At 65.9% G+C, this 26,241-nt stretch carries 22 protein-coding genes and 1 tRNA gene; 12 read left to right on the plus strand and 11 right to left on the minus strand.

Annotated features, from left to right (window positions below):
• Positions 1–137 precede the first annotated feature (137 nt).
• From KA261_03295 to KA261_03340, 10 genes are all read left to right on the plus strand, one after another.
• Positions 138–1,025, plus strand: coding sequence for a hypothetical protein (locus KA261_03295; GenBank protein MBP7696811.1), 888 nt, complete (start codon positions 138–140; stop codon positions 1,023–1,025).
• Between the two features lie 124 nt (positions 1,026–1,149).
• Complete coding sequence (locus KA261_03300) at positions 1,150–1,866, plus strand: TusE/DsrC/DsvC family sulfur relay protein (GenBank protein ID MBP7696812.1); 717 nt, start codon at positions 1,150–1,152, stop codon at positions 1,864–1,866.
• Between the two features lie 68 nt (positions 1,867–1,934).
• On the plus strand, positions 1,935–3,452 hold the full coding sequence (locus tag KA261_03305) for a transporter substrate-binding domain-containing protein (protein MBP7696813.1): 1,518 nt from the start codon (positions 1,935–1,937) through the stop codon (positions 3,450–3,452).
• A gap of 161 nt (positions 3,453–3,613) precedes the next feature.
• The gene (locus KA261_03310) at positions 3,614–4,477 is read left to right on the plus strand and encodes a hypothetical protein (protein ID MBP7696814.1); all 864 of its coding nucleotides are present in this window, start codon (positions 3,614–3,616) and stop codon (positions 4,475–4,477) included.
• A gap of 216 nt (positions 4,478–4,693) precedes the next feature.
• Complete coding sequence (locus KA261_03315) at positions 4,694–5,551, plus strand: hypothetical protein (protein MBP7696815.1); 858 nt, start codon at positions 4,694–4,696, stop codon at positions 5,549–5,551.
• Between the two features lie 220 nt (positions 5,552–5,771).
• On the plus strand, positions 5,772–6,632 hold the full coding sequence (locus tag KA261_03320; GenBank protein ID MBP7696816.1) for a hypothetical protein: 861 nt from the start codon (positions 5,772–5,774) through the stop codon (positions 6,630–6,632).
• Between the two features lie 286 nt (positions 6,633–6,918).
• Positions 6,919–8,934, plus strand: a complete 2,016-nt coding sequence (locus tag KA261_03325) for an ankyrin repeat domain-containing protein (GenBank protein ID MBP7696817.1) — start codon at positions 6,919–6,921, stop codon at positions 8,932–8,934.
• A gap of 17 nt (positions 8,935–8,951) precedes the next feature.
• Positions 8,952–9,686, plus strand: a complete 735-nt coding sequence (locus KA261_03330; GenBank protein MBP7696818.1) for an amino acid racemase — start codon at positions 8,952–8,954, stop codon at positions 9,684–9,686.
• A gap of 160 nt (positions 9,687–9,846) precedes the next feature.
• Positions 9,847–10,701: a zinc metallopeptidase gene (locus tag KA261_03335; protein ID MBP7696819.1), complete on the plus strand. Its 855-nt coding sequence runs from the start codon at positions 9,847–9,849 to the stop codon at positions 10,699–10,701.
• A 445-nt stretch (positions 10,702–11,146) separates the two neighbouring features.
• Positions 11,147–11,812 (plus strand): fibrobacter succinogenes major paralogous domain-containing protein, encoded by a 666-nt coding sequence (locus tag KA261_03340; protein ID MBP7696820.1) that lies wholly within the window; start codon positions 11,147–11,149, stop codon positions 11,810–11,812.
• A gap of 63 nt (positions 11,813–11,875) precedes the next feature.
• Here KA261_03340 and KA261_03345 read toward each other — a convergent pair.
• The 6 genes from KA261_03345 to KA261_03370 all read right to left on the minus strand — a co-directional run bounded on the left by KA261_03345 (position 11,876) and on the right by KA261_03370 (position 20,688).
• Positions 11,876–11,949 (minus strand) — tRNA-Arg (locus KA261_03345).
• A 198-nt stretch (positions 11,950–12,147) separates the two neighbouring features.
• Positions 12,148–13,065, minus strand: coding sequence for a Stp1/IreP family PP2C-type Ser/Thr phosphatase (locus KA261_03350; protein ID MBP7696821.1), 918 nt, complete (start codon positions 13,063–13,065; stop codon positions 12,148–12,150).
• 150 nt (positions 13,066–13,215) lie between these two features.
• Positions 13,216–14,244, minus strand: a complete 1,029-nt coding sequence (locus KA261_03355; GenBank protein MBP7696822.1) for a T9SS type A sorting domain-containing protein — start codon at positions 14,242–14,244, stop codon at positions 13,216–13,218.
• 83 nt (positions 14,245–14,327) lie between these two features.
• Positions 14,328–18,842, minus strand: a complete 4,515-nt coding sequence (locus tag KA261_03360; protein MBP7696823.1) for a tandem-95 repeat protein — start codon at positions 18,840–18,842, stop codon at positions 14,328–14,330.
• Between the two features lie 498 nt (positions 18,843–19,340).
• The gene (locus KA261_03365) at positions 19,341–19,763 is read right to left on the minus strand and encodes a VanZ family protein (GenBank protein MBP7696824.1); all 423 of its coding nucleotides are present in this window, start codon (positions 19,761–19,763) and stop codon (positions 19,341–19,343) included.
• A gap of 40 nt (positions 19,764–19,803) precedes the next feature.
• Positions 19,804–20,688 carry a polyphenol oxidase family protein gene (locus KA261_03370; GenBank protein ID MBP7696825.1) on the minus strand — a complete coding sequence of 295 codons (885 nt, stop codon included), beginning with the start codon at positions 20,686–20,688 and terminating at the stop codon, positions 19,804–19,806.
• A gap of 290 nt (positions 20,689–20,978) precedes the next feature.
• On the opposite strand from KA261_03370, the gene KA261_03375 reads away from it, so the two are divergent.
• Together KA261_03375 and KA261_03380 are read left to right on the plus strand one after the other, a co-directional pair.
• Positions 20,979–21,308, plus strand: a complete 330-nt coding sequence (locus KA261_03375; protein MBP7696826.1) for a hypothetical protein — start codon at positions 20,979–20,981, stop codon at positions 21,306–21,308.
• A gap of 38 nt (positions 21,309–21,346) precedes the next feature.
• Positions 21,347–22,183 carry a nitroreductase family protein gene (locus tag KA261_03380; GenBank protein ID MBP7696827.1) on the plus strand — a complete coding sequence of 279 codons (837 nt, stop codon included), beginning with the start codon at positions 21,347–21,349 and terminating at the stop codon, positions 22,181–22,183.
• A 61-nt stretch (positions 22,184–22,244) separates the two neighbouring features.
• On the opposite strand, the gene KA261_03385 is transcribed toward KA261_03380, so the two are convergent.
• The 5 genes from KA261_03385 to rsmA form a co-directional block, all read right to left on the minus strand.
• Positions 22,245–22,673 carry a peptidylprolyl isomerase gene (locus tag KA261_03385; GenBank protein ID MBP7696828.1) on the minus strand — a complete coding sequence of 143 codons (429 nt, stop codon included), beginning with the start codon at positions 22,671–22,673 and terminating at the stop codon, positions 22,245–22,247.
• Positions 22,674–22,786: 113 nt separating this feature from the next.
• The gene (locus KA261_03390; GenBank protein MBP7696829.1) at positions 22,787–23,620 is read right to left on the minus strand and encodes a class I SAM-dependent methyltransferase; all 834 of its coding nucleotides are present in this window, start codon (positions 23,618–23,620) and stop codon (positions 22,787–22,789) included.
• Positions 23,621–23,666: 46 nt separating this feature from the next.
• Positions 23,667–24,647, minus strand: coding sequence for an RluA family pseudouridine synthase (locus KA261_03395; protein ID MBP7696830.1), 981 nt, complete (start codon positions 24,645–24,647; stop codon positions 23,667–23,669).
• 12 nt (positions 24,648–24,659) lie between these two features.
• Positions 24,660–25,394: a pyridoxine 5'-phosphate synthase gene (locus KA261_03400; GenBank protein ID MBP7696831.1), complete on the minus strand. Its 735-nt coding sequence runs from the start codon at positions 25,392–25,394 to the stop codon at positions 24,660–24,662.
• Positions 25,395–25,442: 48 nt separating this feature from the next.
• Positions 25,443–26,240, minus strand: coding sequence for a ribosomal RNA small subunit methyltransferase A (rsmA, locus tag KA261_03405; GenBank protein MBP7696832.1), 798 nt, complete (start codon positions 26,238–26,240; stop codon positions 25,443–25,445).
• Position 26,241: the final 1 nt, after the last annotated feature.

Consider the following 26,241-nt stretch of genomic DNA (forward strand, 5'->3'; position numbering starts at 1 on the left):
TCCGAATCTCCCGTCCGGCCGGCCCGTTCAGGGGTATAAAGCGACAAGTCCCGGGACGATCTTTGCCGTTGACTTTGCCGCCGCCGAAGGCGGAATTGGAGAAGAGGATCGCCCTTAACCGAAACGGAGACGTGTTCATGGTGCAGCTTGTCTCGCCGCTTGTGCGGAAGTTCGCGGCGACAGCCGCTTTGGTCCTGCTGTCGGTGCCGACGGCTGGGGCCGCCGAGTTTGTCGGCGACCTTACTCTGAAGAGCGCACGCCAGACGATGACGGGCCGGCTCTTCGTCAAAGACTCCCTCTACCGCATGGATTTCAGCCAGGATGCGGGCAAAGTGTACGTGCTGGTCGACCAGAGCGCGGGGGAGTGCCGGATTGTCAACCCGCCGGCGCGGACCTACCGGATTCTGCCGCTGAACGCTCCGACGGTTGTGCAGAACGATCCCTTCCAGGCCGCCCGGATTGGCGACTCGCTGGGCGTACGCGACTACCGCGGCGCCGACACGCTGGAGGGGTTTCCCTGTGACCGCTTCACAATCCGACTCGGCAAGAACCCGCTCATGAACCAGTGGATCCCCACGCGGCTTGGCTTCCCGATCCGCATCGAGAACCTCATGTCCCCGGACTCCGCGTACGTGGCCGTCACCAACATCGCAATCGGCCCGGTTGATTCCGCCCTCTTTGTCATCCCGCTCGACTATTCGCTTCAGGCCGAGCCGTCGCCGCCGCCGCGAGACCCGCGCCGCGGGGCGAAAGCGGGCGACTCGGTCCTCGTCCGCCTCGACACCGCGCTCGCGGTTGAGGTGGGGCTCATCGGACTCGATTCCTCGGGCGCCGAGTGCGTCGTGGAACTCCTGCGCGACGGGAAGGCGATCGCGGAGACCGCGGCCGGCCCGGAGAGCAGCCGCACGTTCCGCTTCGCCGCCGTAGGCGAACAGGTGCGGCGGATCTACGCTGTCGCCGCCGATGGGTTGCGCGTCCGCGTGACGCGCGGCGAGGTGTTGATCGACGTCTCCCAGCCGCGCTGAGTCCCGACAAAACCATTGTCAAGGCGTTCGCTTTATCGTACCATGAAGTGGAATTCGGAGGGCGGCCCGGCTGGTCTCCGCCCGAACGCCCCGCAGCGCGTGAGTTGCGGCATTGGATGGGGCCATGAAGACGTTTTCGGCCAACGGCAAGGATTATCGCGTCGACGACAAGGGGTTCCTGCTCGATCCGGGGGAATGGGATGAGGGTTTTGCCGAAGCCATGGCCCGGGAGGCGGGGATCGAGCGCGGCCTGACCGAGGCCCACTGGCGCGTAATCCGTTTCATCCGCAACACGTTTGAGCAGATCAACCAGTGCCCCCTCATTTACGTCGCCTGCAAGAAAAACCACCTCGGCCTGGGCGACCTCAAGAAGCTCTTCCCCACCGGCTGGCTGCGCGGCGCCTGCAAGCTCGCCGGCGTCACCTACCGCGAGGGGTATCTCCAGCACGTCTGGCTGGAGGGCGACATCGCCCACTTCACGAACACCTACGAGCGCAGGACCTATGAGCTGGACGAGCACGGATTCCTGATGAATCCCGACGACTGGGACGAGAATTTCGCCGTGCACAAGGCTTACGAGTCGGGCATTTCCGGCAACCTTACCGAGCGCCACTGGCAGATCATTCGGTACCTTCGGGGGGCGTACGGGCGGACCGGGACGGTGCCGACGGTGTACGAGACGTGCGAGGCGAACGGACTGGAGCTCGACGAGCTGGAGCAGTTGTTTCCGGGCGGCTACCACCGGGGCGCCGTCCGCCTCGCCGGCCTCCACGCCATGGAGCGCCCGGCTCGACCGGGGGGCCGGCCGGATCGGCCGCGCCCCGATTCCCCGCACAAATAAATTGCCCGGCCGCGCGGCGCCCGGTAGATTGGACCGGAGGACACCCGGTTGCTCCGGTAGGCATTGGCATGAAGTGGAAACCGCCCAGGCGCCCGAAGATGGCATCGACCGGCCGCGCATGCGGGAAGCGCGCGCTCCTCGCCGCCCTCGTCCTGGCGGCCGCCTGCGCCGGCTGTGACCGCACCCTCGAGTCGGCCGACCGCCACCCCGCCGACCTTCCGCAGATCAAGCGCCGGGGCGTTCTCCGCGTCCTCACAGCTTTCAGTTCCACCGGGTACTTCGTCTACCGCGGCCGCACCATGGGGTTCGAACACGAGCTGCTCGCCCGCCTGGCCGAACATCTCGATCTCCGGCTCGAGGTCATCCCCGTCCGGGATATCGACAGCTTGATCATTCTGCTCGCGGCGGGCGAGGGGGATCTCGTGGCCTACAATCTTACGGTCACCGCCGAGCGCGCCGCGCAGGTGGCGTTCGCCGAGCCGCTCACCTCGACCCACCAGGTGCTGGTCCAGCGCAAGCCCGAACTGTGGCGTCGCATGGACCCGCGGGTTCTGGAGTCGTGCCTGATCCGCGCGCCCGACTCGCTCGCCGGCCGGACCGTGCACGTCCGGCACGGTTCAGCCTACTACGAGCGGCTCGTCGAGCTCGCCGGAGAGATCGCGGGCGCCGTCGACATTGAAATCGTCGACGGCCGCGTGCCCACCGAGGAGCTCATCCGCCGGGTGGCCGCCGGCGACATCACTTACACGGTCTCCGATCAGAATCTGGCGCACATCATCGCCGCCGATTACCCGAATCTCGATGTCGGCACCGCGGTCGGGCCGCCCCAGCAGATCGCCTGGGCCGTGAGCAAGTCCTCTCCCCTGCTGCTCGCCGCGCTGAACACCTGGCTCCGGCAGTTCAAGCGGACCCCCGACTACTACGCGGTCTACAACAAGTACTACCGGAATCGCAAGGCGTTCCGGCAGCGCCCCGTCGGCGCCTGGGCAACGGTCGAGAGCGACCGCCTTTCGCCGTATGATGGACTCATCCGGCGCCATGCGGCGGAGATCGGTTGGGACTGGCGGCTGCTGGCCGCGGTGATCTACGAGGAATCGCAGTTCGATCCCGAGGCAGAGTCGCAGGCCGGCGCGGCCGGCCTCATGCAACTGCTCCCCTCGACCGCCGCCCACTTCGGCGTCATCGGCGACGACATCTTCGATCCCGCCCGCAGCATCGCCGCGGGCGCCGCCTACCTGGACTTCCTGGAGAGGCAGTTCTCCGACGTGCCCGATACCGTGGAGCGCCTGAAGTTCGCGTTGGCCGCCTACAACGCCGGCGCGGCGCGCGTCCAGGAGGCCCGGCGGCTCGCCGAACGCTACGGCGAAGACGTCCGCTTCTGGACTGACATCGTGGAAGATTACCTGCGGCTCAGAGCGGACTCCCCCGCGGTCGAGGATGAGACCCTCCGCTTCGGCTACCTTCGCAGCGCCGAGACGGCCGACTTCGTCCGGGACGTCTTCGCCCGCTACGAGCACTATTGCCGCCGGATGCCATCGGCGACCGGCGATCAGGCGCAGACTGAAACGCTCTCTGCACCCCGGTAACCGCGGCGCTGCGGCGACAACCCGCTGCGCCGTTGTGCCCGGCCGCGTTTTTGTGTTGCCGCAACTCGTGGCGCGAATTCATTTTTCCGCAGGAGATTCCGTTGAACGGTACTGTTTCACGGAAACCATCTCGGCCATATATCCTTCACAGGAGGTAACTCATGAAGCGGACCATGATCGTCCTTTCCGCCGTGGTGGTCGCACTGTTGCCCCTCGGGTGCAGCGATGACGACTGCGCGGAGTGTCCGGCGCCCGTGACGCCGGTCGGGTTCATTCAAGGCAGCATTGACCTGCACCCGGGCGTTTACTTTGAAGCCTTGATTTTCGGCGATGGGAGTATCCTGCCCACGCTCGACTCAGCGCGCGTCGGCGATTCGCTACTGGTTTTTAACAAGGATTTCTTCTACTCGTATCGGAGCGAGCCGGTCAACCCCTACTGGACGATCTACTGCACCGAAGACACCGGCCCGGACTACATGTATACCCAAGGCGATACGGCCCACCTCGAATTCTGGAGTGAGGGGCGTCTCGCCACTTGTGATCTCCCGCTCCTCGACCCCAATCTGACGCAGTTATTCATCACCGATCCCTACCCCGGGACCGATACCGTCGCCCCGGGTGAACCCGCCATCGTGTTCTGGAACCGCGTGGAGCATGCCCAGTTCTATGCCGTGCAGGTCATCCTTGCCAACCGCGTGGGCGATGTTTTCACGTTCTCCGACCGGTTCGACTGGACCGCCGACACCTCGTTCACTGTGTCGCCCAGTCTGTATCCTCCCTCACTCGCTCAGTTCTCGGTTCGGGTGGTCCCGTTCACCGGCCCCAACCCCGCCGCCGGCAGCAACGTACTCGGGGCGTGGTTGTCCGGACGGATTGTCAGTGTAGGGTACGGGGCTGAGACGGCCATCGTAGGGTGGAATCCTCCCCCGATTACGAAGTCGGCACTCCCGGCCGGGGAGACGCTCTTCCCGCAGCGGACGCCCGCCGAGATTGTCGAGGCAGTCTACCGGCAGGCTGCCGAGTAACTGCCTGTCTCTCGCGGCAAATTCACCGCCGCCTGTTTACTCCCATCCGGCGGTGAAGTGGCAAATCCGTGCGGTGAAACCGGTCAGAGACGGAATGGCCGCCGTTTTATCTTGCTCGCCGGAGGGGCAGGCGGTCTCGTTCTATCATGTGGTTTGCCGTTCGGTTCGGTTTCTCCGAAACCGGTGTAGATACAACTCATCACCAGGAGATTTCTCATGCAGCGCATCGTTCTTGTTCTCTCCGCTGTGGCGGTCAGCCTGCTGCCGCTCGGCTGCAGCGATGACTGCGCGGACTGTCCCGAGCACGCGACTCCCGCAGGCTTCGTTAACGGCACAGTTCACGTGACTCCGCAGGTGTCGTTGTCGGCCACGATCAACGGTTACGGGAGCATCCTCCCAACGGTCGACTCCATCCGGCTGGGTGATTCGCTCCTGACGTCGTCCGGCGATTACTATGTTGCGATGAGCGCTCCCGCGAATCCTCTCTGGCGCATATCCTTCTACGAGAACATCAGCGGCGACGTCATGTATTCGCCCGGCGACGTGGCGCACATCGAGATCTGGGGACCCGGCCGCTTGGCTTACTGCGATGTGGTCGTGCTCGATCCCAATGAGTCCGCTGCCGATATGATCAGCCCTCTTCCCGGAACGGAGACCATTGCCCCGGATGAGTCGGCCGCCGTCATCTGGCATCGAGCGCTGGACGCCCAGTACTACGCGGTACAACTCAGATTCATCGATTTCGCCAACGGCGTGACCCGCGAATCGAATGTCACCGACTGGACCGCCGACACTGCCTATACTGTTGGTCCAACCCTGTACCCCGATTCTCTGGCGGCTCTCATAGTTGAAATCACACCCTTTACAGGCCCGAACCCGGCTGTCGGAAGCAACTTCGCCGGCGGGTGGCTGGCGGGGCGACTCATCAGTTTCGGCGGCCCCGCGAGCACAATGCTACATGGCTGGAATGAGCCGGACAAGTCGATCAAGACGCTACCGGATGACCTAGCCGCTTCGCAACGGCTCTCCCCCGCCGAGATCATTGACGGAATCTATCGCCAGGCCGCAAAGTAGACTGCTGCTTCTCGTCCTCGCACCACGCGCACCGCCGCCGGGTTTCGGCCCGGCGGCCTGCTGTTGGCCGGGCTGGCCACCGATTGATTACAGAAGAACTCGCCGCCGATTTTCCTTGCTGTCCCCCTCCGCGCCATGTTTCGTTCTTGAGCGTAACTTGCGGCCCGGTCGCACGCCGTGGGAAATGCCGCGAGCCGGGCTCATCACAAGGAGGCTTCTCATGCAGCGCGTTTTGATCGTTCTTTCAGCCCTGGCTGTCTTCCTGCTGCTGCCGCTCGGCTGCAGCGACGACGAGAGCTGCGCCGACTGCCCGGCGACGCCGGCGGGTTTTGTTGACGGCAGCATAACAGTCAACCCCCAGGCTATCGTGAACGCCGTTATCTACGGTTATGGGGGTATTGTTCCGAGCATCGATTCCATCCGCCTCGGCGATTCGCTCATGACGCGGCCCACGGACTACAACTGGTTCCAGGACGCCCCCGGCCGTCGCCACTGGCAGATAGGGTTCAGCGAATCGGCCGGCGGCTCCTTCCTGTATTCTTCAGGCGACGTCGCCCGCCTTGAGATTTGGGGACCCGGCCGCCAGGCGGTGTGCGATGTGGTCATGCTCGATCCCCGCGATTCTGAAGCGCAGATCATCAGCCCTGTTCCCGGCGAGGACACGGTGGCCCCCGGCGAATCGGTGACCATCGTCTGGCAGCGGATCGAGCACGCCCAGTTTTACGCCCTCATGCTTACGTTCTTCAATCGCGCCAACGCCGTGACCCGCCAGTCCCTGGTCACGGACTGGACAGCCGACACGTCCTACACGGTGCGACCGGTCCTTTATCCGGATTCCCTCCAGCTCATTTCGGTCGAGCTTTCCGGTTTTACCGGCCCGAATCCATCGGTGGGGAGCAACTTCTCCGGCGGCTGGCTGACCGGACGCCTGATCAGTTTCAGCGCGCCTGCACACACCTTCATCTGGGGCTGGAACGCACCGGACAAGGCGAGGGCGGAGTTTCCCGATGAGGCCGCTGTGTCGGCGCCGCGGTCGCCGGCCGAGATCATCGATGCCATTTACCGCCAGGCTGTCCGCTAGCGGCCGGCCTTGAGTCCAGACTGATTCGCCGCCGGGCGCGGCTCGCCCGGCGGCGCCCGTCCGGTCGTGCCATCCTGGCGGCGCCGGCGTGCCAATCCGTATACAAATAGTCCGCATTAAAGACGTTCGCTCCCGCCTGAATGCAGAGAGCGGGGCTGTTTCCTGCCGGGGCAGAAAGTACGCCGACGCCGGCGCGGTGATAGACTGAACAATCCGCTTTGCCCCGCGTCATAACATTTAAACAAAACGCCTCGTCCCGAGGACCCTATCCATGGGCAGGACAGATATGACAGGAAGAACCTTTGCCCTTTGCGCCGCCGTGGTTCTGCTGGCGGCAGTCCGGCTGCCGGCGGCCGAGATCCACGATGCGGTCGCGGCCGGCGATGTCGAGCGCGTTCGCGTTCTGCTGGCCGCCGATCCGTCCCTGATCAATGCGCGCGACAGCGCCCAGAATTTGCCCCTCCACGTCGCGGCGCTCCAGGGCCGCACCGCCATGATCGAACTCCTGCTCGCCGAGGGAGCGGACATCAACATCGGCGACCGCGAGAACACGAGCCCGCTGACGATCGCGGCGATGCGCAACCACCTGGACGCCGTCCGCCTCTTGGCCGAGCGGGGCGCCCAGGCAGCCGCCCGGGACATCAACGGCGAGACCCCGCTGATCTCGGCGGCGCGGCGGGGGAACCTCGAGATGGTGCGCTGTCTGGTTGCGCACGGCGCGCCCCTGTACGAGACGAGCGCGCGCGGCTCCAACTGCCTGCACATCGCCGCCTCGATCGGCGCCGACTCGCTGGCGGCGTACCTCCTCGCCCAGGAGTTCGACATTAATGCGCGCAACGGCGACGGACGCGACGCGCTCTATTTCGCCGCCGCCAACGGTTTCACGTCCATCGCCCTCCGCCTGATCGCCCAGGGAGCCGACGTCCAGTACCGCAACGAGCAGGGCGAAACCCGCCTCCACACCGCGGTTTTCCGCGGCGACACGGTGCTGGCCGGGGCGCTGGTCGCGGCCGGGCTGGCCATCGACGCGCGCGACAACTGGGGCGTGACGCCGCTCACCAACGCCTGCTGGGGGACCGTCGACATGGTGCGGTGGTTGCTCGATCACGGAGCCGACGTCAACGCCCGCACCGACTCGACGCACACGCCGCTGTCGATCGCGGTGCTGGCGGGCCACGCCGACCTCGTGCGCCTGCTTGTCGGCCGCGGCGCAGACGTGAATTACCACGGGCGGCTGTCCGGTCCCGCGCTCCAGTCCGCCGCAGTGCAGGGGAACGACGAAATCGCCGGGATTCTCCTTCAGGCCGGGGCGGACCCCGAGTTCACCGATGCCGACTACGGCCGGACCATGCTCCACATCGCCGCGATCCGCGGCGACTCCGCCCTGGCACGGGTGCTTCTCGACCACGGCGTGCCGCCGGCCGCCCAGGACCGGAGCGGGCGCACGCCGCTCTACTACGCCGTTCACTACGCCAACCCGTCGGTGGCCGCTCTCCTGAGGGACGCCGGCGCGGCGCCGCTCCCGGCCGAGAGCGAGGCCGATCCCCCGGACCTGCTGGCGGCGACCCTGGGTGAGAAAGAAGCGGTGGTGTGGTACCTGAACCACTCCGGCTGGGCGATCCGGACGGCCCGCCACTTCCTCATCTTCGATTACGCCCTTCCCCCGTGCAATCCCGATTCGCCCTGCCTCGCCAACGGCCGGATCGACCCGTCTGAGATCAAGGATCTCAAGGTGATGGTGTTCTCCTCGCACGAACACCGCGACCACTACGACACTTCGATTTTCGCCTGGCGGAACGCGATTCCGGACATCAGCTACGTGCTCGGCCACCGCCAGGACGGCGCTCCGGCGCATCGCTACCTGGGTCCGCGGAGCGATGAGGTGATCGACGGCATGCGCGTCCGGACGATTGACGCAACCGACGCCGGGGTCGGGTTCCTGGTGGAGGTCGACGGGGTGGTGATCTTTCACGCCGGGGACCACGCCAACGGCCAGGTCGGTCTCCATGCGCCCTACACCGATGAAATCGATTACCTCGCCTCTCTCGGCGCCCCCATCGACCTCGCCTTTCTGCCGATTCTGGGCTGCAGCCTGGGGACCCCCGAATCAGTGCGCGAGGGCGTTGTGTACGCCCTGCAGAAACTCTCGCCGGCGGTGTACTTCCCGCAGCACGCGATGAACAGCGAGTACCGGTTCCGGGCGTTCAGCGACGGTCTGAAGCGGAGCGGCCTGACGGTGCAGACGGGCCTGGCCGAAAACGGCGGCGACTGCTTCCGCTACCGGGGCAACCGCATTCTCTGACGCGGACGGCGGCCGAGATGAAAGTGATCGGTTTGATCGGCGGCACGGGATGGGTGTCCACCTGCGCCTACTACCGCCTCATCAACGAGCTGACCAACGAGCGGCGGGGCGGCCTCCACGCCGCCCGCTGTCTCCTCTATTCGTTCGATTACGCCGACATTGATGCGCTGAACCGGGCGGGGGACGCCCGGGGGGTTTTTGGGCTGGTGCGCGCCGCCGCCGATTCCCTCGAACGCGCCGGGGCCGAGTGCCTTGTCCTGTGCGCCAACACCCTGCACCAATTCGCAGAGGAGCTCGCGGGTTGCACCCGCCTCCCCCTCGTCAACGTCGCCGAGGCCGCCGCGGATGAAATCAGCCGCCGGCATTTCTCCACCGTCGGTCTCCTCGGCACCCGCATGACGATGGAGGAGAACTTCTACAAAGACGTTCTCCGGCGCCGCGGCATCCGCGTGCGGGTGCCCGACCGCGACGATTGCGCATTCATCCACACGACCATTCTGACCGAGCTTCTGAAAAACGTGGTCTCCGATCGGGCGAAAGACCGGTTCCGGAGGATCATCGCCGGCCTCGCCGACGGCGGCGCGGAGGCCGTCGTCCTGGGCTGTACGGAACTGCCGCTGCTCGTCGCGCCTGAGGATGTCGAAATTCCCCTGATCGACACTCTCCGTCTCCATTGCCGCGCCGCCGTCGATTTCGCCCTGGCCCAGACGGTTCGCACTCCGCCGGAGGCGCAGTCGGACATGCCCGCCTGAGCTGACTCAGGCGGATGCGACGCGCGCGGCTGCGACGAGCGAGCGTTTGACAATGAGGACCGCGCAGGCTATAATGACTCCAGAGCCCGGCGCGGCCAGCCGCAATGGGCGATCCGCGATGGCCCGATCGCATGAACGGCCGCAACGAAAGGATTGCGATATGAGATGGCAGGGTCGGCGAACCAGTGATAACGTCGAAGACCGGCGGGGAATCGGCGGCCGAGGTCTCGCCGTGGGCGGGGGTCTGGGCGGGATTCTCGCCGTCGTCCTCTTCCTTGTCCTCGGGGGCAATCCCGATGAAGTGATGCAGTCGCTGCAGCAGACGGGAGTGGAAGTGCCCGCCGGGAGCACGGCGGAGCTTAGCGATGAGGAGCGGCAGGAGGGCCAGTTCGTCGGCGTCATTCTGGCCGAGACTGAAGATGTCTGGAATCGTCTCTTTCAGCAGGCCGGGCAGTCCTACCGCGAGCCCAAACTCGTGCTCTTCTCAGACCAGATCTCGTCGGCCTGCGGTTATGCCGGCGCTTCCGCAGGACCGTTCTACTGCCCGGCCGACGAGCGCGTCTACATCGACCTGAGCTTCTTCAAGGAAATGCAGGCGCAGCTCGGCGCCCACGGCGATTTCGCGCTCGCTTATGTCATTGCCCACGAGGTCGGCCACCATGTGCAGAACCTCCTCGGTATCTCCGACCAAGTGATGGGCCAGCGGGAGCGCATGAGCGAGGCGGAGTTCAACCGGCTCACGGTCCGGATGGAACTTCAGGCCGATTTCCTGGCCGGCGTGTGGGCCCACTTTGCGGAGCGCACCGCCAATCTCCTGGAGTCGGGAGACATCGAAGAGGGCATTAACGCGGCGGCCGCCGTCGGCGACGACCGCATCATGAGGCAAACCCAGGGGTATGTCGTCCCCGATGCTTTCACGCACGGCACCTCGGAGCAGCGCGTCCGGTGGTTCCGACGGGGATACGAATCCGGCGATATCACCCAGGGGGACACGTTCAGCTCCCAGGAGCTCTGACGCCTTCGCGGGTCCCCACTCCCGGGGCCGTCATTTGCCGGCTCGCCGCGCTTGACAACTGAGCTCGCCGCGTGTTTGTTTCGCTGAGTGCGGCTGTTACGGTCAAGACGGAGGTGATATCATGAAAGCGACCTGGCTGCCGGCCGGCGTCCTGGCGGCAACGGCCCTGGTGTTCTGGGCATGCTCGGGGGACGACGATTCCACCAACCCCGACCAACCGACAATCCCGACCGTGACCACGTCCGCGGTCAGCGCCGTTGGGTCCACGACGGCGACCTGCGGCGGGACGGTCACCGCCGATGGCGGCGCCGAAGTGACCGCCCGCGGCGTGTGCTGGCGCACGAGCGCCGACCCGACGATTGCCGACGACACCACGTCCGACGGCATCGGGGTCGGAAGTTTCACAAGCTCTCTGACCGGATTGAGCGGCGGAGAGAGCTATCACATGCGGGCGTATGCGACCAACCGCGCCGGCACCGGCTACGGCGAGGACGTGCCGTTCGCGACATTGGGAACCGTCGCCGACTACGACGGCAACACCTACCAAACGGTCAAGATCTTCAACCGGTGGTGGATGGCCGAGAACCTCAAGGTCACGCATTACCGCAACGGCGACCCCGTTTCCGACGTTACCGATCCCACCGCCTGGAATGCTCTGGCGAGCGGCGCCTGTTGCGAGTACGCCAACGACCCGGCCAATGTGGCAATCTACGGTCGGCTGTACAACTGGTTTGCGGTCGGCGACGCCCGCGGTTTGGCTCCCGCCGGGTGGCACGTGGCCACCGATTCCGAGTGGCAGGAACTGGTCGACTCGCTCGGCGGCGGTGCGGTGGCCGGCGGGAAACTGAAAGCCGCGGGCACTGCGTACTGGGCCGATCCGAACGCCGGCGCCACCAACGAGAGCGGCTTCTCCGGGCTCCCGGGCGGCTATCGCGGCGGGATGGGTGACTTCAACGGAATCCACTATGGCGCCGGGTTCTGGACCGCCACCCCGCACCAGTACTTCTCCGATCAGGCCTGGAACCGCAACCTGGGCTACAACCGCCCCGAGATGGTGCACGATTACAGCGGCAAGAAGAGCGGGAATGCCGTGCGCTGCGTGAAGGACTGAAGGGCGCGGGGCGCGGCGATTCGCTCGCGCGGCGGCTCCAGCGCGCGACCGAACAAAACAAAATACGCCCAGGAGGACTTGAACCCCCAACCTTCTGATCCGTAGTCAGACGCTCTATCCAATTGAGCTATGGGCGCATTTCCACTTTGTCGGTGCGGTTCAATTAGTAACGCCGCCGCCCCGGAATGTCAAGGCTTTTTTCCCCGCCCCCGGCCGTCTCCCGGCGCGGTCTTCACCTGAATTGACGTGAGAATCAGCGCCCGCGGGCGGCGCCGAGAACCGCCGCCACCACCCCCCAGATCACCACCAGCCCCGAAAGCCACCCGAGGAGCGGCCTACTTTTTTTTTTGGCGTTTTCCGCCGGCGTGCAAGGCCTCCGCCGCCTCGCGGATTTTCGGCAGCCACTCATCCTCGGCCGCCAGCACCTCGCGCGACTCGGCGGTCAGCGTGAACACCGGCAGTTCGGGGATATCGGTCGCTTTGGCCTCCATCACCCGCATCGCCACCACCGTCACGTTGTCGTTGCCGCCGCGGTCATTGGCGAACTGCACGAGGGCGTCCACCATCTTCTTCAGGTCGTCGCGCAACCGGTGGGCGGCCTCGAAAATCTCATCGTCGTCGGCAAACCCGCAGAGTCCGTCGGAGCACATCAGGAGAATGTCGCCCGGTTTCACCCGGACGAGGCGGCAATCGACCTCGACCGCCTCGCGCACGCCGAGGGCGCGCGTGATGACGTTCCGCCCGACCAGCGACTCCGCTTCCTGCGCCGACAGGTTGTGGGCGGCCTGCATCTCGCTCACCCAGGAGTGGTCCGCGGTCAGAGGGACGAGGCGGCGCGCCTCGAGGCGATAGGCGCGGCTGTCGCCCACGTGGGCGATGCCCGCCAGGTCGTGCTCGAAGGCGATCGCGACAATCGTGGTGCCCATGCCCGCCATGCTGGAGTTCGCGGCCGCCTTGCCGTAGATCTCCCGGTTGGCCAGGCGGATCGCGCGCAGGAGGAGGTTGGTTTCGTCGGGAAGCGCGCGCCCGGGGCTGAGCCGCTCGTCGCCGAGAATCTCCCGCCGGAGCTGGTTGTGCACGGTCTCGAGAGTCGTGACCGCCGACATCGACGCGACCTCGCCCGCCTGGTGGCCCCCCATGCCGTCGCACACAACGTACAGGTGGTTCCGGTCATCCAGATACAGGTTGTCTTCGTTCCCTTTCCGGACCAGCCCCACATCGGTTTTCCCCACCGCCTGTATCACGAGCGCCACGTCGCATTCCTCTCTCTTCGGCAGTTCTCATCCGGGCGACCGCCCGGCTGTACGGCCGGGCCGGAAAGGTCGCACCGAGCATCTATAAAAGCACAAAAAAACCCCGGTGTCAACCGGGGTTTTTTTCAACTGGCACTCTTGATCCCGCCCCTATTTCATCAGGACCATCTTCCGCGACGCCGACCCATACTCGGTCGCCACGCGGTAGAGGTACACGCCGCTGGCCAACGAGGTTCCATCGAAAGCCACCGCGTGGTCCCCAACCGGGTAGGTTCCCAGGTCGCGCTCCTCTACGAGGCGCCCCAGGGTATTGTAGACCTCCAGCCGCACCGTCGAAGCGCGGGGCAGGGTGAAGGCGATGGTCGTCGTCGGGTTGAACGGGTTCGGGTAGTTCTGGGCGAGGGCGAAGGCACCCGGGAGCAGCTCGTCGCGGTCCTCCGTGCCGACCACGTCGACATCGAGATCCACCGTCCCCGAGGCCGTGGCCGTGGTGTCGATCCGCGACCGCACCGTGTAGGTCAGGTGGTTGAGCGGCGGTTCGCCGGGGAAATCCGCCACCACGACATCGAACCACAGGTAGGCGGTGGAATCCGGGCCGTTGTAGACCAACTCCGCCGGGTAGATGACCCCCCAGGCCGGCACTTTGGACTGCTCAACGATGATGTCGTAGAAGTCGCGGATGTTGCCGGTGTTGCGGATGCCCACTTCGAACCGGACCGTATCCCGGGGGGAGCCGACTCCCGTCAGGGGGGCGTCGACCAGCAGCAGGCCGATCGTCACCCCGGACACCGAGAGGTGCACGGTGCTGGTGTCCATGTTGTTCCAGGTGGCGTCGCCGCTGTCGATCGCCGCCGGCCGCCCGAGAATTCGGAACGTAATCGGGTCGTTTTCGCGCGCCCCCTCGTCGAGCGCCGGCGTATTCGACACGTCATCGCCGTACGCGGCGAAGTAGCCGAACAGCCCGCCGAAGCGGGTGGTGTCGCGCCCATTGTTCACCCCGTCCGGGTCAAAGGCGTCGATCACGGTCCCGACCGGCGCGGGCTGGCCGTTGATCATCACCGTGCCTTTGAACTGGTCCGAGTAGGGCGTCGGGATGATCCCCTGCGCCCAGAGCGGGCTCGTCGGGAGCGCGGCCGCCGCCGCCACAATCAGGAGCCGCACGAATCGTCTTTTCACCATAGCACCTTCTCTGCGCCGACCGGCCGCGGATGCCCGCGGCCGGCCGGTTTCTACTCGACATTCTGAGGAAGCAGGATCGCCGCCTACTTCATCAGCATCATCTTCTTCGTCTCGGTGTAGTTATCGGCACTGAGACGATAGAAGTACACACCCGAGGCCACCGGGGAGCCCGTCCGCGAACGGCCGTCCCAGGTCACCGAGGTGGTGCCGGCCGCGGCGGTGCCGTCAAACGGCGTCGCCACCAGCTCGCCCAGCACGTTGAACACCTCGACCTTGGCCCGGGTCTCCTTGGGCAAACTGAACTCGATCGTGGTCGTCGGGTTGAACGGGTTCGGATAGTTCTGCGCCAGTGCGTAGGTCCCCGGCATCGTCGGCTCCTCGCCCGCCTTCGCCGTCAGGCCGCTCACCTCAAGATTGGTGCCGTGGCCTGTGAAGACGAAGGTCTCGGCAGTGGCCGCGCCATTGACCGTCAGCGTGAACGGCTCGCCCGTCCGGAGACCGTCAACCGCGCTCGTGTTCGGGTCGTCGGCGTATACCGGCATAAACCCGAACAAACCGTCGGCCCGCACCTGGCTGCTGCCGATCCGGTGCCCGTCGAGCGTGAACGCCTCGACCCGGGCCCCCGTCGGGACCACCGCGCCGTCAACCGTCAGCTTCTGCGCGTAGAGGTTCATCCACTGCGTCGTCGCCGTGACACCCTCGGCCGCCTTGGGCAGGGGATGTCCGAGCGGCTGGCGCTGCTGAGCGAACACGACCGGCCCGTCCGACGGGTAGATCAGCTCGCCAGGGGCGTCGACTTTCACCCAGTACCCGAAGCACGGCGCCATCTCGTCGAGCGTGTTGAACCCGCTGTCGCTCGGCACGTAGATCAGGGCGCCGCCGTCAAACCCCAGCGCCACCATGAGATCGTCGTAGATCGACGTCAGCGCGTCGGGGGTCGGCATCGCCACGTGGGGCAGGTACGACACGAGGTTCCAGCCCGGCGTCACCGTGATCGGCGTCGACACATTCGCGCAGTTGCCCTCGATCACCATCTCGACGTCCGCGTCCACCTTGATCCAGTATCCCGAGAGGTGGTCCACATACCACAGCGTCGAGAACTGGGGCAGCGTCGGATCGTAGGTGAGGCCGCCCTGTTCGAAGCCCAGGACGAGCTGGATGTGGGGCGCGATCGAGGCCAGGGCCGCCTCGATGTCGTCGGATTCGGTGTCGATCGACCAGCTCACGAGGTTCCAGCCAGCCGTGAGATCGCACACCTGGCGGCAGACGTCGAGGTTCAGGCAGACCATCTGGGGAACCGTCGGTGCGTTGGCCCACAGGGTGTTGCCAGTCGCCTCCGCTTCGACGCCGTTGATGAAGAACCGGATTTCGTCGCCCGGCTCGGCGCCCTGGTCGCCCTCGTTCCACTCTTCCTCGCCGTACACCGGCATGAAGCCGTACTTGCCGGCCTCCTTCACGAACCACGAGCCGCACCGCACGCCGTCCGGATCATAGGCGTCAATCACCGATCCGATCGGCAGCGGCGACCCGAAATAGGTGTTCGCGTCGCAGTAGAAGTCGACCCAGTAGAGGGTCGGGTAGACCGGCGCGTAGGGCGTCAGCACAATCATGATGCCCGTCTCGCCCCAGTTCACGTTTTCGATGAGCCCGGGGTAGTAACCCTCTTTGTAGGCCCACAGGTCGAACTGGCCGTAGACAAGCTCAGTAGTGAATTCAAAGTAACCATCGGCCCCGGAGGTCGTCGAGGCTTCCGGGCCCATGCCGGGGAAACCCGACCACATCTCGACGGTCGCGCCGGCGATCGGGTCGCCGGCAGTGTCGACCACGTAGCCGCAGGTGAACGCCGTCGAGGTATCGATCGCCACGCCGCCGTTCTCCGGAACGGGCGGGATGAACAGGTCCGGACCGCCGCAGTTGATCCCGAAATACGTGTCCTCCGTCGGAGTCACGATCGAGATTTCGTGGAAGCCTACAGGCGCACCCGGCGCCACGGTCAGGTAGAGGTTCGCGAAGCCGCCGAACCCGGGGCCGACCATCGGCGCAGACCCGCCGAAATCGGCCGAAATGACCGCATGGCCGGCGAAAATATCAACCGCCTTCACCGGGAAATCGTCGAGGCGCGAGCCCTCGAACCCGACCGAGTCAAGCGTCAGGTAGGCCGGGTTCCACTCCAGGGTCGCCTGCGCGCTGAACAGATCGCACGAGTTGGTGAATTCCATCGGCACCACCACCTCGGCGCCCGGCGCCGCAGGCACGATCCCGACAAACAACGTGTCGGCTCCTTCGGGAACCGTCGTCGTGTCCACCAGCTGCAACGCCACCATGACGTAGTAGGTGCGCGGCTCGCACACGGTCGCGTCGCCCTGGAACATGACGATGCCGTAGTAGTCGCCCGCCGGCAGGCCGGTAGCGTCATAGCTGATCGTCACATTCGCCGGGGTGCACGTCTCCGGCGGCGTCGCGCTCAGCCAGGCCGTCGTGTCGAGCACGATGAAGCACCCGGCGCCGGGCCCGGTGCTGCCTACCGTCACCACGCGGAAGCCGTAGGGCCCGTCCGCAAAGGTGATCGTGTCATGGATGAAAAGAACCGTGTCGGAGAGAATAAGGTCGACACACGGCGGCGGAGTTGTGCACTCCTCAACCGTGATCGTGAATATCACGGAGTCGGTCGCCAGCAAGGCATCCTGCACGCGCACCGTCACCGTGTAGGAACCGGCCTGCGTCGTGTCCGGATTGAACGTGAACAGCGCCCCGGAATCGAGCTGATCGAACGCCATGTTCGCGACGAGCCCGTCCGCCGAGAACGTCAGCACCCCGCCATCAGGGTCGGTCGCGTCGAACCAGAACGACGCCGAGCCGCATTCGTCGATCGTCGTGTCTTCCGCCATCGTAATCAACACCGGCGGCCGGTTCACGTTGTTCACCGTGATCTCGACCAGTTCGGAATCGGCCAGCAGGCCGTCGCTGGCGATGAAGCGCACGTTGTAGACACCCGCCTGCGTGAAATCCGGCGTCCAGGTGAACAGGCCGACCCCGTTCAGGCTGTCGACAAAAGTCGCGCCCGTCGGAAGGTCCTCGGCCGTCAGCTCCGGGAAACCGCCGTCGGGATCGCTCGCCGACACGGTGAACTGCAAAAGCGCGTTCTCGTCGATCGTCTTGCCGCCGATCGCGTTGAGCACCGGCGCCTCGTTCGCGCCGCCCGTCACCGTGATCGCGACGATTTCGTCGTCCGTCAACACGCCGTCGCTCGCCGTGAACGTCACATTGTGCACGCCTTCCTGGCCGATCGCCGGCGTCCAGTCGAACGTCCCGGTCCCGTCGCCGTTATCGGTGAAGCTTGCGCCGGTCGGAAGATTCGTCGCCGACAGCGTCGGGATCGTGCCGTCCGGATCGGTTGCACTCACGCCAAACGATAGCAGCACCTCAACCGGCGTCGACTGCGGCCCGATGGCCGCCAGCACCGGCGCCTGGTTCACGTTGCTGACCGTGATCGCGACGATCTCGTCATCCGTCAACACGCCGTCGCTCGCCGCAAACGTCACGTTGAAGACGCCCGCCTGCGTGAAGTTCGGGGTCCAACTGAAAGTCCCCGTCCCGTTGCCGTTATCGGTGAAGCTTGCCCCGGCGGGAAGATTGGTCGCCGAGAGCGCCGGGATCGTCCCATCCGGATCGCTCGCGCTCACGGGGAAGGTGAGCAGCGCGCCCTCGTCAACCGACTTCGGCCCAATCGCATTCAGCACCGGCGCCTGATTTACATTGTTGACGGTGATCGCGACAATCTCGCTGTCTGACGCGTTCTTCGAGTCCACGGCTTTGAACTTGATGTTGTAGACGTTCGCCTGCGTGAAATTCGGAGTCCAACTGAAGGTCCCCGTCCCGTTGCCGTTGTCGGTGAAATTCGCTCCCGTCGGCAGCGGGCTCGCCGTGAGAGTGATGGCGTCGCCGTTCGGATCGGTGGCGCTGACGCCGAACGACAGCAGCGCCCCCTCGTTGACTGACTTCGCTCCGATCGCCGCCAGCACCGGCGGGTCATTTAGCGACGGAGGTGGAATTGTGAGGGCCCCCATCCACACCGGATAGAATTCCTCGTTCGTGTTGAACTCGACGTACGAATAGTCGGTCCCGATACCCCAGACCTGGGTCTCGAAGGTGACGTTATCAGATCCCGTCCAGCCCGTGGTGTTGAAGTAGTACGTCGCCCAGAGACGGCGAGTTGACACGTCGCCGGGCAGCGCCGAAGTGAAAGCCAAACCGCCGAAGAGGAATCGCCGGTTGCTGTTGGTCAGGGTGATATTCGACTGCTCGTAGAAGAATGTTCCGAGAGTGAAAGCGCCGGCCGTCAGTGCCGAAGCCTTGGCGCTGTCCATCTGCACTTTCGCATTGTCCCAAACGAACCCGGTGGTCGCCCCACCGATATCTTCGTCGCTGTACACCCACAGCTCCACCTGGAAATGGCCGCTGGCGGGATCGCCAACCGCCACCAGGGCGACCGTATCCATGGTCCCGAATGGATCCTGTGGGGGCGGCGCCTGGGCCAGGACCGACCCGGCCGAGAGCCCGAGTGCCACAACAAGAGCCATGAGTAGGCGCAATTTCATACTTCTGCTCTCCCTTCACTCTGAACGTCTGGTACCATAAACTTGTTGATTGTTCGCAAATTCGCGTTTTTGTTTTCTTCGTTCCATGCGGGACGTCGGCCGCGCAATCTCTCCGCCGCCATCCGCAATTCGGCAGGCCGCCTCACTCCGTCGGTATCCGGTGAGTTCTCTCTACAACCCCGCGCAAAGCTTCGTCTGTCCTTGCGTCTGCCTCGCTGCGGATACCGTTAGCCGGCGCAGGATCATTCAGAGTCCTGCACGCAAATGGCGTTCCACGACCGGATCTTCTGCCGGCCGCTCTGCTCCGTGGTCCGACCGACCTTCCCTTTTTGTGCAGACCTTGCGTTTCAACGCTCTAGTTGGACCAATTTGAAAACGGTGTCCGCCACAGACGACTACCCGTTCAGTCGCTATCAGACTCTACCAAATATATGGCCGCCAAGCTGATTGTCAAGAGAATTGACTAAAAAGGTTCACGGCCGGCGCGCCCGAAAAATCTTAATAAGATCTGCGCCGCCTCCGCCACCGGTAGATCCCGAGTATCCCCAGCACCAGGAGCGCCCCGAGGACATCGACGACAAAATCCCGCCAGTCGGAATGGCGCCCCGGCACATAGCGCTGATACATTTCATCCGCCAGTGCAAAGAAAGTTACAAAAAGTGCAGACCACAGCAGGGCCCGGCCGAGTCGCGGAGAGCGCCCCATATGGTAGAACGACCGAAACACGAGGTACGCAAACACTGCGTACTCCAGCAGATGGACGACCTTGTCAAGCGAGGGGATCGGCAAATCGGGAGGGCGAAAGTCTCTGATCGAAGAGAGGGCGATTATCCCGCCGGCGTAGAGGAGCACCGGCAGATGGTAGCGGAGGAGCCGTTCGGGAAGGCCGGGGGGCGGATCATCGTGATTCATGGAGCTCATGGGTACACCTGCCCGCACCGGGCGTCAACAAAATTCCCGCTCACCGGCCACCGCCTGTGGGACCGCCCGGCGCCTCGGGGCGGAACCCCATGACCGCCCCGAAGCGTCCTTCCCGCGCCTGGGCCTCGGCCGATCCGGCGGCCACGTGGGAGAAGAGGGTATCGGCGTTGCACACCGTGCACAGGCCGACGTCGAAGATGTGCTCCTCGAGCAGCCCCGAGGCGCGCAGTTGGGAGCGCACCATGCCGGGCAGGTCGAAGTACCCCGAGGCAAACAGGGGATTGTCCTCTCCGAAGGCGGCGTGCACGCGTTCGCGGATGCGCAGCCAGGTTTGGGAGTTGGCGGTTGCATAATGGCAGGGCCGGATGCAAGGAAATATCACCGCCTCGATATCGGCCGGGCGGCTGCCGAAACTCTCGACCAGCGCCGCGACCATCCCCTTCGGAAGTTCGTTCACGGCCCCGAGGAGCCCGACGTGGGCGTTCCCGGCTGCCTGGCGCACGGGGTCGTAGAATCCGACGGCGGCGCAATCGGCCGTGATCACGAGGGCGTAGACGTTCGCGGCCGCGAACACCACCCCGTCGGCATACTCCCGGTCGTGCGGCATCGCGGCGTACGCCTCGGGGGTCAGCACCGGCCAGGCCAGGATCTCGTCGGCCTCCGGTTCCACATATCCCCGGCGGTCGCGGCGGGCGAGAAAGGAATCATCGCGGAGCACAACCACGCGGTTGGTGTGCCCGAGGGGAATCGAGAACATCCGGCCGGGATCGATCCCCAGTTCGGCCGCCAGACGCACCCGCCGCTCGGCCGCCTCGGCCGCCGGCGCGGTGCGGTAGGACAGGTTGCCCAGCCGCCGGGACGTATATCCCTGCACCAGGCGGGGGTGCCTCCGCCACCATTCCACTATCGTGACCAGCGGTGCCATTGCCGCGTCGCCCGCCGGCCGCGGGCGCATCTCTCCTTTTCCCTGCAAGCGGGCCGCGTACCGGGAAGGCGCCGAATGCAGCCGCCCGGGGGCGCCCCCGCCTGTTCCCGAACCACCCCCGATACTCGCGCATTTGGTCCCCTCGTGTCAACCAGCAATCTTTTTTCTTGAATAGACCCGGCGCACGCGGCGTAATTGTTTCAAACCGGAGGTGCAGAATGAGTGCCGGAGGGGCCGCGGTGATTGCGGCGCAGGCGAAGCAAGAACAGGAACGCCAGGAGGAGGAAGTCTTGACCACGTATCGTTCCGATGACCTGGAGGGCTGGGAGTTCAAAATCGTCCGCTCCCTGACCGGCGCTTTCAGCAAGCCGGAGAAGGTTGAGCAGCTCCGCCGCGACGAGGCGCAGGCGGGCTGGGAGATGATCGAAAAGTTCGACAACAACCGCATCCGTTTCAAACGCCGCACCGACCGCCGCGCCAACGATCATCTGCTGCCGTTCGATCCGTACCGCACGAACTACGGGATCGGCGAGGGGCGGATGGCGGCGGTCGTTATCACATCCATGGTGGTCGTGATCGGCCTCGTGATCGTGCTCGCGCTCCTATTCGGCGACCGCTGAGAGGGACGGGCTCGGGCGAGCGGTTGCGCCCTGACACCATGAGCGGCATTCTCTTTTTGCGCACGGGGGACCTGGAGCGGACAGCGGCCTTCTACATCGCCCGCCTCGACTGCCGCCGGTGGCTCGATCAGCCGGGGTGCGTCATACTCCGCCACGACAATTTCCTGTTCGGCTTGTGCGCCCGCGAGCGCCCGCAGACGGACGTTCTCCTCACCTTCTTCTACGACACTCCCGCCGAGGTCGACCGCCTGTACGCCCGCCACCGGGATACCGCCGATGGGCCGCCGCGGCTCAACGAGACCTACCGCATCTACCAGTTCTTCGCCCGCGACCCGGAGGGCCGGGGGCTCGAATTCCAGCATTTCGCCGATCCCGTGGCCCAGTTCCGCAGCGGCGACGATCTGTTGGCGACCCGCCGCAGCGTCCGCGAATTCGCGCCCGATCCCGTCCCCGACGACGTGATCGAACGCATCATCGAGAGTTGCCGTTTTGCTCCGAGCGCCTGGAACCGCCAGCCGCAGTGTTACCGGATTATCCGCGATCCCGAGACGCTGCGCTATCTGGCCGCCAGCCGGCAGGAGGCGACCGCCCCGATCGGCCGGGCGCCGGCGGCGGTCGCGGTGAGCGTCGATACCACCGTCAGCCCCTACCCGGCCGTCGACGGCGCTATTGCCGCGTACCATTTCCTGCTCGCGGCGTGGTTTTACGGTCTCGGGACGTGCTGGATGGGAAACATGGATGCGCCGGAGATCAAGGCCCGCCTCGGCCTCCCGCCGGGGCACTTCCTCGCCACGGTCACGCCGCTGGGTTATCCGAAGGAGCGCGCGGCGCCGCCGCCGGCGCGCAAGCCTTTCGCCGCCTTTCTCCGCGGCTGAGCCCGCCGGACCCCGCGGCGCCTCGCACGTTGGCCCGTGCGATGCGCCGGCCGGCCGCCCGCTACCCGATCCCCATGATCTCGACGTCGAACAGGAGGCGTTCGCCGGCGAGCGGATGGTTGGCGTCGAGCGTCACCAGACCGTCCTCAATATTCGTGATCTCGACTTCCACGACGCTGCCGTCCGGCTGCCGCACCTGGAGCTGCTCGCCGATTCGCGGCGTGATGTGGTCGGGGAACTGCCCGGTCTCGACCTGGACCACGAGGTCGTCGCGGTGGTCGCCGTAGGCCTCTTCCGGCTCCAGCGAAAGGGTGCGCGTCTCCCCCACAGCCATCCCCACCAGCCCCTTCTCGAAACCGGCGATCACATCGCCGGAGCCCACGTTCACCACCAGCGGTTCGCGTTCGCGCGAGCTGTCGAATACTGTTCCATCGGCCAGCCGCCCCGTGTAGTGGACGGTGACGGTATCTCCGTTTTTCACCCGGCTCATGTCGTCCTCCTGTCTGGTTCCGCTCTGATCATTATCCGGCCCAGACTTCTGAGATCCCGTCACTGCATGACGGCGCCGAAACCCTCAGCAGCCCAGACTGCGATGCGCGATTGTCATGGCCCCGCCGGAGCACCGTCCTTCGGCTTGTGCGCCACCAGCAGGTAGCACAGCGGGACAACGTGGTATTTCTCCAAATGGCGCCACACGAGCGATATGTCGTGCGGGTACTCGTGAAACTCCCTCAGCATCAGCCCGCTTCTGAGGATCGGATTGAGAATATCCGAAATCTTCTGCGTGTGGCTGTAGCTGGTCGGACTCGCATAGGTGGTGCCGCCGATGTAGTCGATCCCCTGCGTCTCCTCCCACGGCGCGGTCCGAAAATACGAGAAGACCGCGGTCAGCTCGTTCTCGGAGTCGTACTCGGGGTCCCCCGGCGTCGGGAAGAGATACAGGAAGGGGTGCTGTTCGTAGACCGCCAGGGCCGCGCCCGGGGCGAGCAGGCGGGCGGCAACGCCGAAAAATCGGCCGAGGTCGGGCAGCCAGGAGAGCGCCCCAATCGTGATGTAGACGAGGTCGAACCGGCCGTCCCACTCCCGCCCGGTGTCGTACACGTCGGTGCGCACGAACCGGCAGTTGGCGCCGGCGATGCGGGCCAGTTCCTCGGCCTCGGCGATCGCGGCATCGGAGATGTCGAACCCGACTCCCTCGGCCGCCCCGAGGTTTACCAGAGAGAGGATTTCGCGCCCGTTGTTGCAGCACAATTGCGCGACGCGCTGTCCCGCCAGTCCGATCTGAAGCAGTTTCGCCGTTTCGATCGGATCGAGGCAGGAATACCCCGGTTCGGCGAATTTCGCTCTGAGATCGACCGTGCGGTGCCGCTGGTGGAGCGGCGTCGCCTCGTTCCAGGCTCTGCGATTGGCCTCGGTGATGCGCTTGGTGTCGTCCATGCGCCAAGATAGGGCCCGGGCGGTGCGGGCGCCACCGAAAACTCCCTCACCGCCCCTCGGCGTCGAGCAGGCGCAACAGTTCGGCGAAATCCTCCGGCGGCGGCGCCTCGAACCGGAGCGCCTCGCCGGTGGCGGGGTGCGTAAACGCCAGCCGGAACGCGTGGAGCGCCTGACGATTCATGACAGCCAGCAGGCGCGCCGCCAGCGGCCGCTCCGGACCGTGGATCCCCCGATGCCATGACTCCCGGCCGCCGTAGTCCGGGTCGCCGAACACGGGGTGGCCGAGGTGCGCCAGGTGCACGCGGATCTGGTGGGTCCGCCCCGTCTCGAGGCGCACCTCGAGCAGATCGTAGGAGCGGAAGCGGTCTTTCAGGCGGTAGTGGGTGACCGCCTGCCGCGCCCGAATGCCGTTCACCTGCATCTTCCGGCGGCCGGCCGTCGAGCGCCCGATCGGCGCGTCGATCGTCCCCTCCTCCTCGCGCACGTGCCCGCACACGAGGGCGAGGTAGTGGCGGTGGATTTCGCGCGCCTGGAGTTTTTTCTGCAGGGCGAGGTAGACGTCGTCGTTGCGGGCCACCACCAGCAGCCCGGTGGTGTCGCGGTCGAGCCGGTGCACGATCCCCGGGCGGTCCTCGGCCGATCCCGCCGCGAGTGTCCCGTAGCGGTGCACGAGCGCGTTGACCAGCGTCCCCGCACGGCGCCCGGCGGCCGGGTGCGCGATCATCCCCGCCGGCTTGTTCACCACCGCGAGGAATTCGTCCTCGTAGACAATCGTCAGGGGGAGGTCCTCGGGAATCACCGCGCGCGGAGGCGGCGGCGGAATCACCAGCGCGATCGTGTCGCCGGCCGTGATTTCGTGCCGCTTGGCGACGGCCGCGCCGTTGACCGTGATCAGCCCCTTGGCAATCAGCCGCTGGATCCGGTTGCGCGTGAGATTGAGCTCCGCCCGCGCCGCCAGGAAACGATCCACCCGCTCCGCGGCCACCGTCTCCGGAACCGTGATCGTGAGCTCGCGGGTTTCCGCCATAGCGCCGCCCGCTCAGTTCGCGGTCGGTTCCTGTCGGCGCACGAGAGCCGCCATTTCCCGCACCGCCTGTCCGAACCCGACCAGCATCCCCCGGCCGGCGATCGCCTGCCCGATCACGAAATCGTCGACATAACCGAGTTCCGCCAGGGGCGCGACATTGCGGTAGGTGATTCCCCGTCCGAGCATCACCGTGAGCTCCGCTTTGGCCGCCAGCCGTCCGGCCTCGTCGATCCGGTCAAGTTCGCGCTGGGCCTCCTCGCGCCGGCGGGCCCGCGTGTAGCCGCCGCAGTCGATCAGCACGGCGTTGGCCCGAGCCTTGGAGGCGCCCTTGATCTGGTCCGCCTCCGGCTCGACGAGGTAGGCGACCTGCACACCGACCGCGGCCAGTCGCTCGGTCAGATCGCGGAAATCGACCTGCGGCGCGCTGAAATCGATCGGCGCGGCCTGCGCCTCGAGGTCCGGCTGATCCGCGGCGAACACGACCGTGTGCGGCTTGATCTCCATCATCCGCCCGATGAGGTCGTCGGCCGGCGGCAGCTCGACCACCAGCTTGGTTTTGGCGACCGCCTGGAGCACGTAGAGGTCGCGCTCCCGGACGAAGCGCCGGTCGCGCCGCACCTGGACCGCGATCCCCTCCGCGCCGTTGAGTTCCGCCAGCACGGCCGCCTGGGCCGGATCGGGCTCCTCCAGGCGCCGCAGTTCGCGCAGCATGGCGATGAGATTTACATTTACCGTCAGTGACGACACGCCGACCTCCGCTTGCGCCGCAAGGCTTGGGTTAGAGCTTTCGTTCGGTCAGTCAATACTACCGGATCGCAACCGGCGCGTCAAATTGAAAAAGTCCTCGGTGGTGAGCTGCTCGGCCCGCACCTGTGCCGGCAGACCGCAGGCGGCGATCGCCCGCTGGGCCGCGGCGGCGTCGGGTACGAGCGCGGGCGCGAGGTTGTTGACCAGCTGCTTGCGCCGTCGGGCGAAGGCCGCCCGCACGACCGGTTCGAACCCCTCCGGCGCCGCCGGCGCGTCCGTCCGCGGGCGAAGCTCCACGACCGCCGAGTGCACTTTCGGTCGCGGGCGAAAATGCTCCGGTCCCACGTCGAACCGCCGCTGCGCCTCGAACACCAGCTGCGTGAATATGCCCAGCGGCGACCAGTCTTTTCCCCCCGGCGCCGCGCACAGCCGCGCGGCCACTTCCCGCTGCACCATGAACACCGCGCGGAGGATGTGCGCCCGGCGCTGCACGGCCCACTCGACCACCGGCGAGGTGAGGTTGTAGGGGAGATTCCCGACGAGCACGAAGCGCTCCAACCCGGCGCGCTCCGGATCGAAAGCGAGGAAATCCTGGTTGAGCACGGTGGTCCGCGCATAGCCGCGGAGCGACGCGGCCAGCGGTCCGGCCAGGTTGCGGTCGAACTCCACGGCCACCACGCGCGCCCCGCTCGCCGCCAGCGGCACGGTCAGCGCCCCCCGCCCCGGCCCGATCTCGACAATCACGTCCTCCGGCGAGGCCGCGATGAGATCGATCAGCTTCCGCACAATTTCGGCCGACACCAGGAAGTGCTGCCCCAGCCGCTTCTGCGGGCGATGCCCCGGCATG

The sequence above is a fragment of the Candidatus Zixiibacteriota bacterium genome (assembly GCA_017999435.1).
Classification (GTDB): Bacteria; Zixibacteria; MSB-5A5; order GN15; family FEB-12; genus JAGNLV01.

What these genes read in the sequence shown, in the direction of transcription:
- KA261_03295 (MBP7696811.1), top strand. Translation starts at nt 138, where the DNA reads ATGGTGCAGCTTGTCTCGCCGCTTGTGCGGAAGTTCGCGGCGACAGCC.
- KA261_03300 (MBP7696812.1), top strand. Translation starts at nt 1,150, where the DNA reads ATGAAGACGTTTTCGGCCAACGGCAAGGATTATCGCGTCGACGACAAG.
- KA261_03305 (MBP7696813.1), top strand. Translation starts at nt 1,935, where the DNA reads ATGAAGTGGAAACCGCCCAGGCGCCCGAAGATGGCATCGACCGGCCGC.
- KA261_03310 (MBP7696814.1), top strand. Translation starts at nt 3,614, where the DNA reads ATGAAGCGGACCATGATCGTCCTTTCCGCCGTGGTGGTCGCACTGTTG.
- KA261_03315 (MBP7696815.1), top strand. Translation starts at nt 4,694, where the DNA reads ATGCAGCGCATCGTTCTTGTTCTCTCCGCTGTGGCGGTCAGCCTGCTG.
- KA261_03320 (MBP7696816.1), top strand. Translation starts at nt 5,772, where the DNA reads ATGCAGCGCGTTTTGATCGTTCTTTCAGCCCTGGCTGTCTTCCTGCTG.
- KA261_03325 (MBP7696817.1), top strand. Translation starts at nt 6,919, where the DNA reads ATGACAGGAAGAACCTTTGCCCTTTGCGCCGCCGTGGTTCTGCTGGCG.
- KA261_03330 (MBP7696818.1), top strand. Translation starts at nt 8,952, where the DNA reads ATGAAAGTGATCGGTTTGATCGGCGGCACGGGATGGGTGTCCACCTGC.
- KA261_03335 (MBP7696819.1), top strand. Translation starts at nt 9,847, where the DNA reads ATGAGATGGCAGGGTCGGCGAACCAGTGATAACGTCGAAGACCGGCGG.
- KA261_03340 (MBP7696820.1), top strand. Translation starts at nt 11,147, where the DNA reads ATGCGGGCGTATGCGACCAACCGCGCCGGCACCGGCTACGGCGAGGAC.
- KA261_03355 (MBP7696822.1), bottom strand. Translation starts at nt 14,244, where the DNA reads ATGGTGAAAAGACGATTCGTGCGGCTCCTGATTGTGGCGGCGGCGGCC.
- KA261_03360 (MBP7696823.1), bottom strand. Translation starts at nt 18,842, where the DNA reads ATGAAATTGCGCCTACTCATGGCTCTTGTTGTGGCACTCGGGCTCTCG.
- KA261_03365 (MBP7696824.1), bottom strand. Translation starts at nt 19,763, where the DNA reads ATGAGCTCCATGAATCACGATGATCCGCCCCCCGGCCTTCCCGAACGG.
- KA261_03370 (MBP7696825.1), bottom strand. Translation starts at nt 20,688, where the DNA reads ATGGCACCGCTGGTCACGATAGTGGAATGGTGGCGGAGGCACCCCCGC.
- KA261_03380 (MBP7696827.1), top strand. Translation starts at nt 21,347, where the DNA reads ATGAGCGGCATTCTCTTTTTGCGCACGGGGGACCTGGAGCGGACAGCG.
- KA261_03385 (MBP7696828.1), bottom strand. Translation starts at nt 22,673, where the DNA reads ATGAGCCGGGTGAAAAACGGAGATACCGTCACCGTCCACTACACGGGG.
- KA261_03390 (MBP7696829.1), bottom strand. Translation starts at nt 23,620, where the DNA reads ATGGACGACACCAAGCGCATCACCGAGGCCAATCGCAGAGCCTGGAAC.
- KA261_03395 (MBP7696830.1), bottom strand. Translation starts at nt 24,647, where the DNA reads ATGGCGGAAACCCGCGAGCTCACGATCACGGTTCCGGAGACGGTGGCC.
- rsmA (MBP7696832.1), bottom strand. Translation starts at nt 26,240, where the DNA reads ATGCCGGGGCATCGCCCGCAGAAGCGGCTGGGGCAGCACTTCCTGGTG.